A 12,125-nucleotide genomic window follows, 5' to 3' on the forward strand; every position below is an offset into this window, starting at 1 on the left:
TCTTTTAACCATATCGAAATCGACAGCTTTTATATGTTTGGAAAACAAAATAATCTTGGACTTGATATCAAAGTAGCTCTTGATTTGGAAAGTATGAATAAATCAGGTTTAACTATAGTTTTTTTCATCAATCTCCCCTATTTACATGTCTAGCCTATAACTATTCCTATTTCATTCCATACAATAAAGTGAACCTTCAATCAATAAAGTGGTTCTTGATCCTTCACTGATTGTTAGTTGAACAACGGGCTTTTATTGGCTGCGCGTTCCCTACTTACCATTCTTAGATTCTTCTCTAGTACCTAAGATGAGGGTTTACAGCGAGTTAACCTGTGAATGTAAGATATTTTTAGGCATAGGAAAGGAGTTAGTGGATGATTTCAGTGTACCATTATAGACCACTTCATCGAAGACGTATTTCATAATTTTGAAAGCCAGATGATTGAGGATGAGAAGGAATTAATCATTATATTAAATAAAGACGATATGGATTTGGCCATGTGGAAAAAACGAGCATCCTACTATCCTAATGTTTCTGTTTTTCAGCTTCCAGAAGAAACTTCTCCTGGATTATGTCAAAATTTTGCCGTTCACAAAGCGAAATATCATATCATTGCCAAATTTGATGATGATGATTTTTATTCCCCATATTATCTCAAAGAACAACTCCATGCTTTTTATAACACAGGCGCCGATATTGTAGGTAAAAGGGACTGTTTTTACTATTTAGAAGGCGAAAATAAATTAGTTGAAACTACCTTTAGCCAAGAAAATCTGTTTGTTGAGAGAGTAACTGATTCCAGCCTTATGTTTCGCAAAGAAATTTTTCAAACACTGCAATTTCCGGATTTAAATAGAAGTTATGATAACAAATTTCAACAGATCTGCTTAAAAAATGGTTTTATAATTTACTCCACCAGTAAATATATTACACCGTTGTTAGGAGACCCAACAAGAAGACACATACTTGGGGTATCCCCGAAAAGACATAAAGCGTATATTTTCTGTCGTAGGAAAATAGATAATTATAAGATTATGTTACAAGATTAGTATAATGATGAGCTAATAAGCTTCTTGGGACCTTTTCCCATTTACCCGAATAACTTGAAATATGAATAAGGAGGATACTATGGTTTCCATTGTGACTTGTACGATTAGAGATCATCTAATAGACAACGTTTTCAGAAACTTTAAACAGCAACTTATTAAGGAAAAAGAACTCATTATTGTTCTGAATAAAGACGAAATGGACCTTAAAAAGTGGAAAGAGCGTGGGAAAAAGTTTAAGAATGTCCATGTTTTTAAACTGCCAGAAACCGTAACATCAGGAGAGGCTCATAATTTTGGAGCCCATAAAGCCAAATATGATATTGTTGCAAAGTTTGATGACGATGACTATTATTCACCCTATTATTTAAAAGGGCAAATTGACATTTTGCAAAAAAAGGATACTGACATTATTGGAAAAAGAGATTGCTATTATTATTTAGAAAGGGAAAAAAAATTAATTAAAACTCCATTCAAGATGGAAAATCAGTATGTAGATCGTGTCATGGGTTCAAGTCTAATCTTTAAAAAACAAATATTAAATACTATTGAATTTCCTAAATTAAATAAAGACATTGATTCTATTTTCCAGAAAGAGTGCAGAAAACATGGGTATAAAATTTACTCTACTGATCGGGAAAATTATGTTTGTGTGAGAAGAGCAAATAAAAATAGTCACACGTGGAAAATTAAAGATTCCCAGTTAAAAAATTTCTGTATCTTGGTTGGTAAAATGGATGATTATACCTCTTATGTAACAAAACCAGTTTAATACTTTATAGGAGGATGGTTATGATTTCTGTTATTACAAGCACGATGAGGGAGCATTTAATAGATGCTGTTTTTGATAATTTCACAAGTCAAAAATGGGAGGAAAAAGAGCTCATCATCATATTAAATAAGGACAATATGGATATTAAACTTTGGAAGAGGCGTGCTAAAGAATTTGAGAAAATATCCGTCTATCAATTACCCGAGGATGTAACAGTCGGTGAATGCCAAAACTTTGGAGTCAATAAAGCAAAGTACCCTATCATTGCAAAATTTGATGATGATGATTATTATTCACCATACTACTTGAAAGGACAAGTGAAAGCTTTAAAAAACAAGGGAGCCCATATCGTAGGTAAGCGAGATTGTTTTTATTATTTAGAAGCGAAAAACGCTTTGGTAAAAACAACTTTTAATAAACAAAATCAATTTGTAAATAAAGTTACCGATTCAAGCCTCATGTTTCGGAAAGAAATATTTGATCATGTGCAGTTTCCTAAACATAATAAGTCCTTTGATAGATTTTTTCAAGAGCAATGTTATAAAAAAGGGTTTAAGATTTATTCAACGGATCGATATAATTATACGGTGGTTAGAAGAGCAGATAAACACACACACACGTGGCAGATTCCCGATGAAAAACTAAAACGATTCAGCACAAATGTAAAAATATTGAATGACTATAAGTCCTATGTAACAAAACCTCTATAACGTAAAAAGGTGTTTGCCTTTCATAAGCAAACACCTTTTTACTATTTATAATGTCCCGTTTCACTTTCTAACGTGTTTCTAAAAACGGTTTCTTTTTCCTTTACTAATTCTTCAAAATTCTCCTGACTTTCATATCCTTCTTCCGTCCATGAGTATGGATGAATTAGAAGCTGTATCTTTGCATATTGTTTAAAAAGTTCTTTTGACGGATAGCCATAACTCCATCGATGTTTGGAATCGGCAATATATTTTATGCTTACATGCTCTATTTCCTGATCGTTTTCCTTAAAATCAAAGTATTTTTTATCATACGTATTAATATATTTATCCAGTGACAATCCCTTACGTAACACTTCCTTAGGTGGTCGGTGATAAGAGAATCGATCGATAGGAATATGAAGAAACTTCTCCATTGACTTTATATCAGATTTTATATACTTTTTTAATTCACTTAAATCTTTTAACATTCCTAAATGTACATGCAATCCTATCTTGTGCCCTAACTGATAAATTTCTTTAATCATTTTTATATTTTCTCTGGAAAATGTATTATAGGCATTGTTTCTAATTTGAAACATATAGCTAGTATAGATATCTTTTCTTGCTTCCAGTTCTGCCATTCTATATGCTCTTTCTACCGAAAATTCAACATCATGTCGAATGACAGCAAAACGATCTGTATGATCACCTACTTCACTATAGTCCATTATTGGATAATAATCTTGCAAAAGATCAAGAATATGACTGTACTCTTTATATGAAAATGAATTCATATTGACTCCCTCTCTATGCTGTTTTTCCTTAGGTGTGCTTTAACAATAAGAGACTTTCCTTCCTTCAGTGGAATAACTCTCCCTTTCTTATTTCCCTATCAAAAGTGTATCTTTTTATTAAAATGGATCCATCAATGGTTTTAACCACAGCTTCTTTACCAAATGTATCGATTACTTCCCCTACTGAAAAGTCGAAAGTATCAATGAATTGATCAAAAGGATATGCCTCCCATATCAATAATTTTTTTTGATCGGCACTTAATAGAAATGCTCCAGGAAATGGATGGGTAACCCCTCTAATTAGGTTATATATTTCGCTGGTTGAAGCAGTTAAATCAATTTTTCCATCATCAGGTGTTCTTTTCGGGTAAAATGTATGATGATTCTTGCTTTGTGGAAATAATGGAATCGTATCGTTTTGGTAGCATTCAATTAATTTCGTGAGTTGCTTTTTACCAACAAGAAGCACTTTATATTGCAGTGTTTGAATCGTGTCAAATTCATTTATTTCAAACATCTCAGTTGAAAAGATTTTTCCATCATCCGGCTTCGGATTATATTGAAAGCAATGATTGATAAATCGTGTATGCCCTTTAATTAACGACCAGTTAAGCGGGGAACGTCCCTTTCCAAATGGTAAATGTCCGGCACTCCCATGAAATCCAAATACACCTGATTTAAATTGAGATAGAACCTCGGCAGGAATAATTCTCTGCCATCCAACAGATATCCCTAAATCAAAGGAATTGTTTGTAAAAAAATCCACATCCTTTTTGTCCTTTAATGAATAAGAAGAAACAATATAGACGGGAATACCAAATTTTTCAGCACATGTTTGCAGGTCTGTATACCCGGAAATAGCTGAATTTTTGTCATCTGCGACGGTTACAATTAAATCAATGGGACGTACCTGTTTATGGATATATTCAAGCATATATTTTGTCGTTTCTTTGTTCCCAAACATCACAATTGGATAATGCATTTATCATTACTCCTAATCTTTTATTCTTCTAGCTTTTCTTCACATCCTATGATGAAAATTGTCTTATAGTTCTATGTCAATAAACCATCTTTTTCACATTTCTATCCCATTAAAAAAAGACTCTGAACTATAGAGTCTTTTCATATTCACCAACAATAATTTCGATAATCTCATCCTCTACCTGTTTTCCCTCTTCCTCATCCAATAAATGATTAACCATAATGGAAAAAATCAGTCGTTTCCCCTGTTTTGTTGTTAAATACCCGGACAGTGTACTAACCCCTTCAATCGTACCGGTTTTTGCCTTTACATCATACCCTTTTAAGCGGTCGTTCAAGGTTCCTCCTACCATTTGTTCCCCTTCTCCAGCAATTGGCAAGGAGTTTAAAAAAACTGGAAACCATGCTTCGTTTTGAACTTCATATAAAAGCTTCGTTATTTCATTTGGAGGGATGGCGTCGCTATGGGAAATACCAGAGCCATCCTTTAATACAAGTGTGTCCACACACAGTCCAAACCTTTGAATTTGTTTCTTCACTACATCAAGTCCCTTTTCCCAGCTTCCCTCTTCATACATCACTTTTCCCATCTCTTTAACAAGAATTTCTGCATGCCCATTATTGCTTTGTTTCATAAAAGGTACCAGCAGGTCTGATAATGGCATCGAATTTCTACTCAAAAGTGAATGTAAATTTTCTGGAGCACACCCTAACCTAATGTCCCCTCGCCAAGTAATTCCAGCCTTTTCCAGCCCATTTTGGAAAAGCTTCATTGCATAGTTCGAAGCATCCCAAACTGCCATAACTTCTTTTTGTTTTTCAGAGTCGGCGGTAATTTTACCAGAAATAGATATTTGATTGGTGGCGTGTTCTCGTTCCACCATCAATTCTTCCTCCACTTGCTTATTAACAGTTATTGCTTGATTTTCAATCGTAACATAATTGATATCAGGAAAAACCTTTATCTCTGGTTTATCTCCAGCATGTTCTCCAGGGGTTATCTCAAGTATAATCGCTCCTGTATCATAGTCCTCATTTGGCGAAGCGGTTAATGCAGATACTTGGGAGCCATAATAATATTGTTCATCTGTCCAAACTAAATCAGGAGATAGGCGCATATCGTCATACCAAGTATCATCACCAATGATATCTCCTTTTATTGTCTCAATCCCTTGATTTTTTAATTCCAAAGCAAATCCATCAAAAACCTCTGGCAGAAGAGTTGGATCTCCCTTGCCAACGAGATAAAGGTTTCCATCAAGTACATTTCCACGTATCTCACCATCTGTTTTTAACTCGGTTAGAAAAGTGTAATCCTCTCCTAATACTGATAATGCTGCAGCACCTGTTAGCAATTTCATATTAGATGCTGGATGCATACGAATATCCGCTTGATGTTCAAATAGCAAATCACCTGTCTGTGGTGAACGTATACTTATTCCGATTAATGCTCCCTTCAATTTTGGGTCTTTATGTATGTACTCCAGTATCTTTTCTTTCATTTCTTTTCTCCCCTCTGAATATGTTTTGCTTACTAATTCGACAAGGGCTGAAACCATTCCTTTTTTCACATGATAAAAAGCAGTTACTTCGTTAGAACTTGAACAACAAGTAACTGCTTTTAGGTTATCTCCACTTTATGGAAACCTGTAGTCGGCAGCATTCCACTTCATTGAGATGTGACTTAAATTCTAATCTAATATTATCTGGATTAAAACTAACATCTACCTCAGAAGAAATGCCCGTTGATTGAATTAAACGTTTAACTTCTTCTTGATTTGACTCTTGTGCAGCACTCATGATTGCCTCATCAAACTCTTTTGAATCTGCTAGCCGATCCAATACGACGCTTGCATCATTCATTAACTTTCGCATTTCATTTGCCGACTGATGAAACAATTCAGGGTCAACGGGTGGATACTGACGAACTGGCACAAAAGGAATACAACTAGCTGGGCAGTAAATTGGATAGTAATAGTACATATCAATTCCCCTTCCATTTAGGTGCACACTTTATCCTATGCAAAGATGCCTAGGATGGATAGAGAATTTCCCGTCTTTCCCAATCATTTAATTAATGCCATTTTACAGAATCATGTAAGTATATTATGATATTTCTATCTATACACTAGCATGCATCAAAGGAGTGATTCACAAATGACATACATAATAAAAGAAATTGCAGAAAAACTTTATCATGCTAATGAAACAAAAACTCCCATTGAATTCATTCGAAATCATTATTCTTTAGATGAAAAAACGGCTTATGAGGTGCAGGATGAACTTATCCAAAAAAAGATTACGAAGCATAACGAAGAAATTGCTGGGTATAAAATTAGTATGACAAGTGCCGAAACACAGGCAATTGCTAATACCCACGAACCAGCCTATGGTACATTACTCACCTCCAATCTAATAAAAAGCAAAGGAAGCATTTCTCTTTCGAATTTATTTAGACCATTAGTGGAACCAGAGTTACTGTTTTTCCTAACAGATGATGTATCACCCGATGCAACAGAAGAAGAAATCCTGAATAAAAGTAAAATTGCAGCTGGACTTGAAATTCCTGATTCGAGGTACATCGATTGGTTTCCAAATTTTTCTTTAGCGGATCTCCTTTGCGATAATACTGCAACAGGACTTGTAATTGTCTCTGAGCCGACTGATTCTCCTTCATTTGAAGAGTTAGCAAATATTAACATGGAACTTTTCCATAATGGAGAAAAAATTAGTGAGGGGAATTCATCAGCGGTATTAGGTAATCCCGTTTCTTCTGTTTCGTGGTTAGTGAAAAAACTTGCCAGCCACCATAAAGTACTGAAAAAGGGGATGGTGATTTCATCAGGCACCTTTATCTCACCTTTACCTCTACTAGCAGGTAAATATGAAGCAACCTATTCCTCGGTTGGAAAAGTAGAAGTCTCTTTCTTACCATAAATCTAACTATGAGACGCTCTAAAAGAAGCACCCTTTTTTTCACACCTTTAGATTCAAGCCCTTCCTTAGATCTTCCTTTTCCATATATTATAAGTAAATGGAAAAGGGAGGTGAAACAATGGATTACAGCGGATACGGAAGTAACTTTGCGTTGATTGTTGTTCTCTTTATCCTATTGATTATCGTAGGAAGCGCTTATGTTGGCGGAGGTTACTAAGCGCTTTATTTACCTGTCATCAACTACTTCTCCTTTGTTGGTGTCAGTGTAAAAAATACGACATTCGCTATGGCTTAGTGAATGTCGTATTTTTATGCTTACCTGATAAATGGTTGAGATTATAGATTATCTCTTACTGTTTATTGTTGAGGTGCGGATGGTGTAGAAATACTTGACAGGGCTTGTTCCGCCTCATTAGCATATTGATTTTGAACCGCTAAATCTCCTAATGCTACCATTCCGACTAACTGCCCATTTTCTACTACAGGTAAACGACGGATTTGCTGCTGTGCCATTAACTGTGCAGCCTGATGTACATCCATTTCAGGTGTTCCTTCTACCATTTGCTGTGCTGTCATCACCTGGGAAATTGGTGTTTGCGCATTTTGCCCTTGTGCAGTTGTACGCAGTGTTATATCACGGTCTGTTACAATACCAACCATTTGTCCACTGTTGTTAACCACTGGAACAGCACCAATATTATATTGACTCATAATTGCAGCCGCTTCCTGTACTGATTGGGTTTCATTCACTGTCATTACATTCTGTGTCATGATATCTCTTAAATACTGTGCCATAAATCTTACCTCCTATCTATATTCATTTATTATTTTGTTTTATTTCTTCATTGTTATACCATCATAATTAGAAAACTCTCATTCGCTTTAATCGAATGATTCGTTTTTCTTATACTTAAGACGATATTTTTATCTATGTCCAACCCACTTCTTAGCTAAAATTTATACTTCTAACAAGCACTAGTTAATACGGCAAAAATTTCCATTGATATTTTTTTCTGACCCGCTTATAATAGGAACAAACGTTCTATTTATTGGTGGTGAACTAGCATGGATTATTCCTCTTATCCCCGAAATGACGTCCTATGTATTGATATGCGCTCTTTCTACGCAAGCGTGGAAGCTGTTAAATTAGGACTGGATCCGATGACAGCATTACTAGCGGTTGTCGGAGATCCAAATCGCTCGGGCAGCATTGTATTAGCAGCTTCTCCAACTTTGAAGAAAGAGCATGGTATTAGCAATGTCAGCCGTTTTTTTGAACTGCCAAAAGACCCGGACATTCATATCGTCCCTGCTCATATGGCAGATTATATTCAAGTGTCCGTAGAAATTACAAAACTGATTAATCAATATGTCCCAAAGGAGGCCATTCATCAGTATTCAGTAGATGAAGTTTGGGTCACGGTGAATGGATTAAAAAAACTGTTTGGTGACCGTTGGGCTGTAGCGAAAAAAATCAAACAGGATATATTCGACCACTTCGGCATTACCGCCTCGGTTGGAATCGGTGACAACAAATTTCTGGCAAAAGTCGTTATGGATCTTCATGGAAAAAAAGTTGGAATTGCCGAATGCAAATATGAAGACGTAGAAGAAAAACTTTGGCCATTTCCAGTGGAAGACATATGGGGTATTGGCAGTAGAATGAAGCGAAATCTCAACCGAATGGGCATTATCACCCTTGGACAGCTTGCCAATTATAACTTAGATCATCTAAAAAAACGCTTTGGAATCATGGGTGAACAATTATATTGGCATGCTTGGGGAATTGATCTAAGTCCTGTATACGGAAACTTTACTAAAACAGAACAAAAAGGTTTTGGCCACGGGATTGCCTTATTGCGTGATTATTCAAAGGAAGAGGTTTCTACATGTATTCTTGACCTATGTGAGGAAGTATGTCGAAGAGCCCGAACAGCAGACAAAGTCGGAAAAACCATCCATCTTGGAATAGCCTATTCGAAGAAAACTGGTGGTGGCTTTTCCCGATCAAGGTCCATCGAACTTCCCACCAATGTAACAATGGATGTCTATCATCTCTGTATGCAGTTGTTTCATCAATTTTATGATGGAGTTAGTAATGTTCGACATGTCTATGTAACATTGGATAACCTCTTTGATAAAGGGGAAACACAACTGGACCTTTTCGAGGACCGTACGAAAAAAACAGATATTGGGTATGTCATGGATGCGATTCGTGACAAATACGGTTCCACTGCTATCCTTCGCGCTTCCAGTTATACGGACGCCGGAGTAACGATTGATCGGAGTAAAAAAATCGGCGGCCATTTTGCATAAAAACCGTTGATTTCCTAAAAAACATGCGAATTCTCATTATTTATCATTTTTTATTCTAAATTACCCCATACTATGTTCAACTAATTGTGTTAGCAAAAACAATTGTGTAAGATAGATGTTGAGCTTTTTTATAAATTGGCAGCAAGAACGATTAGGGTAAAATGATGAAAGTACGAAGGAAAGCGTGTTTATTATGGGGTTTATCATTATAGAAGTATGTGATTACAATTTACTTTCTGCAGAAGAACTGGAAGAAGTTTTTAACCGTCCTGAAGTTGCTGTGATGAGCTATGAATGTATGAATTACTGCGGAATGTGCGCGATGCGGCCATATGCAATGGTAAATGGAAATCGTATTTTTGGTAAGACAAGGGAAGAATGTATTGAAAAAATAAAAAAAGCCGTTGAAAAGGAACTCGAGGACATTGAATTCTAATAACCAGTTCCTTTTTTCTCTATACCGTTTGTCAGCAACGCAGTATAAAAATGGACTACAAAAATGCAATCGCAATTTGTAGTCCATTTTATTGATTTGAACAATCTCCTTATGATGTAGACGATTCCCCATATATTAGATATACTTCATATTATAAATACAAAATTTTATAAATAATAAGAAATATGATTGGGGAGATTTCATGGATACCATTGTAAAAAATGTAATTGCAGAATTAAGAGAATTCCTGGAAAACGACCAAATCAGCACGAACCCTACGATTTTAGAACAACACAGCAAAGACGAATCCTACCATACACCAAGCCTTCCAGATGTTGTCGTTTTTCCAAAAAATAGCCAGGAAGTAAGTCAAATTGTAAAAACCGCAAACAAGCACAATATGCACATTACCCCTTTTGGCTTAGGGTCTTGTTTGGAAGGACATGTTATTCCTTACAGACATGGTATTACAATTGACTTTTCATTAATGAATAGCGTATTGGAAATTAAGGAAAAGGATTTCATTGTTAAAGTACAGCCTGGTGTTACCCGTAAACAATTAAATAATGAACTAAAGAAGTATGGTTTATTTTTCCCTGTTGATCCCGGGGCAGATGCTACAATTGGTGGTATGACGGCGACTAATGCAAGTGGTACCATGTCAGTAAAATATGGAATAATGCGTGATAATGTACGTGATCTGGAAGTTGTTCTTTTTGATGGTACCATTATCCATACAGGTAATCTGGCTGCCAAGTCCTCTTCCGGATTACATTTAAACGGTATTTTTGTTGGATCAGAAGGAACCCTAGGCTGCTTTACAGAAATCACATTAAAAGTTTATGGGATACCAGAACATATTACGGCAGCACGTGCATCATTTCAAACGATTGACGATGCGGTGGAATCTGTTGTTGCCATACGTCAGGCTGGCATACCGGTTGCACGAATGGAACTTGTCGATGAACCGTCCATGGTACAAGTCAACCAGCATGCGGATACGAATTATCAGGAAGTACCTACATTGTTTCTTGAGTTCCACGGAAATGAAGCTGGATTAAAACAAGACGTAGCATTCACAAAAGAAATTGTAAAGGATTATAATTGTCTGGATATACAATTTGAAACCGACAATGCAGCACGAAATAAATTATGGGATGCCAGGCACCACTTAGCCTATGCCTATATCCATGCATATCCAGGCAGAAAATTAATGGTAACCGATGTATGCCTTCCTATATCAGAATTGGCAGGAGCCATTCACCATGCAAGAGAAGCATTAGAAGACTTACAACTGCCAGGCGGAATCGTTGGACATGTTGGAGATGGAAATTATCATGCCTTAATCATGATTAATACTGATAACACGAATGAAATTCAAAAAGCAGAAGAATTTAATAGTCACATTGTCAATTATGCATTATCACGTGGAGGAACATGCACAGGAGAACATGGTGTCGGAATTGGCAAGGCAAAGTATCAAAAACGGGAACACGGAAATGCCCTTATCGTGATGGAGAAAATCAAACAAATCCTAGATCCAAATGGGTTGTTTAATCCGGGGAAGATATTATAAATTAAGATTGAAAAGAGGGTGCTGTTATTTTATCGGCATCCTCTTTCGTTTCTTATTACTAGGGATGTTTTCTAAAAAGTTTGGTTCCTACCAAGAAAATTGTTGCTGAAAAAGATTGGCAAAGATTAAAATAGGAATCCAGAACTCGGCATTCGCCTCGTCCCTTTAGCGAATGTCGAAGTTTTTTCTAATACTTGGTACGTTACAATTTTTACTAAGTTGATCTACCTCTTGCTAAAAATTTATGCTATCCTAACGTAGACCAAAAGCACAAGCACCCGTTTAGAGACGTACGGACTACGCCTGGCCATGCCAGGTGGTTCGGTGTTGCCGCGCAAAGCGGCGGTTTTAACCGAACAGTCCCCGTAGGAGATTAGATGATCTTGATTTTTACGAATGTAAAAATCTTAGTGAATCTTATGCTTGAAGAGCGAAAAGGAAACATGCCCCTTCATAGGGGTATGCCGACGCCTGAGCGCTAGCCCGCTTTTAGTCGGCCTTCCTAAAAACCTGAGTCGATGTTGACTTTCACCGCAAGGGTATAAGTGCGACTAAGCCTCTGGTTTCACCAATCGGC

The 12,125-nt window shown here is 36.3% G+C and carries 13 protein-coding genes; 8 read left to right on the forward strand and 5 right to left on the reverse strand.

Features of this window, described 5'->3' with window-relative positions:
• Positions 1–405 precede the first annotated feature (405 nt).
• The 3 genes from GMJ66_RS11885 to GMJ66_RS11895 all read left to right on the forward strand — a co-directional run bounded on the left by GMJ66_RS11885 (position 406) and on the right by GMJ66_RS11895 (position 2,529).
• Complete coding sequence (locus tag GMJ66_RS11885; protein ID WP_269321876.1) at positions 406–1,050, forward strand: glycosyltransferase; 645 nt, start codon at positions 406–408, stop codon at positions 1,048–1,050.
• Between the two features lie 79 nt (positions 1,051–1,129).
• The gene (locus GMJ66_RS11890) at positions 1,130–1,819 is read left to right on the forward strand and encodes a glycosyltransferase (RefSeq protein ID WP_197046679.1); all 690 of its coding nucleotides are present in this window, start codon (positions 1,130–1,132) and stop codon (positions 1,817–1,819) included.
• Between the two features lie 20 nt (positions 1,820–1,839).
• Positions 1,840–2,529, forward strand: coding sequence for a glycosyltransferase (locus GMJ66_RS11895; protein ID WP_197046680.1), 690 nt, complete (start codon positions 1,840–1,842; stop codon positions 2,527–2,529).
• Between the two features lie 41 nt (positions 2,530–2,570).
• Here the strand turns inward: GMJ66_RS11895 and GMJ66_RS11900 are convergent, their stop codons facing one another.
• The 4 genes from GMJ66_RS11900 to GMJ66_RS11915 form a co-directional block, all read right to left on the reverse strand.
• Positions 2,571–3,302, reverse strand: a complete 732-nt coding sequence (locus tag GMJ66_RS11900) for a hypothetical protein (RefSeq protein ID WP_156290541.1) — start codon at positions 3,300–3,302, stop codon at positions 2,571–2,573.
• A gap of 64 nt (positions 3,303–3,366) precedes the next feature.
• On the reverse strand, positions 3,367–4,284 hold the full coding sequence (locus GMJ66_RS11905) for a methionyl-tRNA formyltransferase (RefSeq protein WP_156290542.1): 918 nt from the start codon (positions 4,282–4,284) through the stop codon (positions 3,367–3,369).
• Positions 4,285–4,411: 127 nt separating this feature from the next.
• On the reverse strand, positions 4,412–5,785 hold the full coding sequence (gene dacB, locus GMJ66_RS11910; RefSeq protein ID WP_156290543.1) for a D-alanyl-D-alanine carboxypeptidase/D-alanyl-D-alanine endopeptidase: 1,374 nt from the start codon (positions 5,783–5,785) through the stop codon (positions 4,412–4,414).
• 124 nt (positions 5,786–5,909) lie between these two features.
• Positions 5,910–6,266 (reverse strand): hypothetical protein, encoded by a 357-nt coding sequence (locus tag GMJ66_RS11915; RefSeq protein WP_156290544.1) that lies wholly within the window; start codon positions 6,264–6,266, stop codon positions 5,910–5,912.
• A gap of 174 nt (positions 6,267–6,440) precedes the next feature.
• Here GMJ66_RS11915 and GMJ66_RS11920 point away from each other — a divergent pair, with 174 nt between their 5' ends.
• Together GMJ66_RS11920 and GMJ66_RS11925 are read left to right on the forward strand one after the other, a co-directional pair.
• Positions 6,441–7,220, forward strand: coding sequence for a 2-keto-4-pentenoate hydratase (locus GMJ66_RS11920; RefSeq protein WP_156290545.1), 780 nt, complete (start codon positions 6,441–6,443; stop codon positions 7,218–7,220).
• A 118-nt stretch (positions 7,221–7,338) separates the two neighbouring features.
• Positions 7,339–7,437 (forward strand): YjcZ family sporulation protein, encoded by a 99-nt coding sequence (locus tag GMJ66_RS11925; protein WP_231514909.1) that lies wholly within the window; start codon positions 7,339–7,341, stop codon positions 7,435–7,437.
• A 140-nt stretch (positions 7,438–7,577) separates the two neighbouring features.
• Here the strand turns inward: GMJ66_RS11925 and GMJ66_RS11930 are convergent, their stop codons facing one another.
• Complete coding sequence (locus GMJ66_RS11930) at positions 7,578–8,015, reverse strand: CBS domain-containing protein (RefSeq protein WP_156290547.1); 438 nt, start codon at positions 8,013–8,015, stop codon at positions 7,578–7,580.
• A 270-nt stretch (positions 8,016–8,285) separates the two neighbouring features.
• Here GMJ66_RS11930 and GMJ66_RS11935 point away from each other — a divergent pair, with 270 nt between their 5' ends.
• From GMJ66_RS11935 to GMJ66_RS11945, 3 genes are all read left to right on the forward strand, one after another.
• A complete protein-coding gene (locus GMJ66_RS11935) occupies positions 8,286–9,536 on the forward strand; it encodes a DNA polymerase IV (RefSeq protein WP_156290548.1) in 1,251 nt (416 codons plus the stop codon).
• Between the two features lie 193 nt (positions 9,537–9,729).
• The gene (locus tag GMJ66_RS11940; protein ID WP_156290549.1) at positions 9,730–9,972 is read left to right on the forward strand and encodes a DUF1450 domain-containing protein; all 243 of its coding nucleotides are present in this window, start codon (positions 9,730–9,732) and stop codon (positions 9,970–9,972) included.
• Between the two features lie 202 nt (positions 9,973–10,174).
• Complete coding sequence (locus GMJ66_RS11945) at positions 10,175–11,548, forward strand: FAD-binding oxidoreductase (RefSeq protein WP_156290550.1); 1,374 nt, start codon at positions 10,175–10,177, stop codon at positions 11,546–11,548.
• Positions 11,549–12,125: the final 577 nt, after the last annotated feature.

The organism is Oceanobacillus salinisoli (genome assembly GCF_009733865.1).
GTDB lineage: Bacteria > Bacillota > Bacilli > Bacillales > Amphibacillaceae > Oceanobacillus > Oceanobacillus salinisoli.

Coding starts and splice junctions, on each gene's coding strand:
- GMJ66_RS11890 (WP_197046679.1), top strand. CDS start 1,130: ATGGTTTCCATTGTGACTTGTACGATTAGAGATCATCTAATAGACAAC.
- GMJ66_RS11895 (WP_197046680.1), top strand. CDS start 1,840: ATGATTTCTGTTATTACAAGCACGATGAGGGAGCATTTAATAGATGCT.
- GMJ66_RS11900 (WP_156290541.1), bottom strand. CDS start 3,302: ATGAATTCATTTTCATATAAAGAGTACAGTCATATTCTTGATCTTTTG.
- GMJ66_RS11905 (WP_156290542.1), bottom strand. CDS start 4,284: ATGCATTATCCAATTGTGATGTTTGGGAACAAAGAAACGACAAAATAT.
- dacB (WP_156290543.1), bottom strand. CDS start 5,785: ATGAAAGAAAAGATACTGGAGTACATACATAAAGACCCAAAATTGAAG.
- GMJ66_RS11915 (WP_156290544.1), bottom strand. CDS start 6,266: ATGTACTATTACTATCCAATTTACTGCCCAGCTAGTTGTATTCCTTTT.
- GMJ66_RS11920 (WP_156290545.1), top strand. CDS start 6,441: ATGACATACATAATAAAAGAAATTGCAGAAAAACTTTATCATGCTAAT.
- GMJ66_RS11925 (WP_231514909.1), top strand. CDS start 7,339: ATGGATTACAGCGGATACGGAAGTAACTTTGCGTTGATTGTTGTTCTC.
- GMJ66_RS11930 (WP_156290547.1), bottom strand. CDS start 8,015: ATGGCACAGTATTTAAGAGATATCATGACACAGAATGTAATGACAGTG.
- GMJ66_RS11935 (WP_156290548.1), top strand. CDS start 8,286: ATGGATTATTCCTCTTATCCCCGAAATGACGTCCTATGTATTGATATG.
- GMJ66_RS11940 (WP_156290549.1), top strand. CDS start 9,730: ATGGGGTTTATCATTATAGAAGTATGTGATTACAATTTACTTTCTGCA.
- GMJ66_RS11945 (WP_156290550.1), top strand. CDS start 10,175: ATGGATACCATTGTAAAAAATGTAATTGCAGAATTAAGAGAATTCCTG.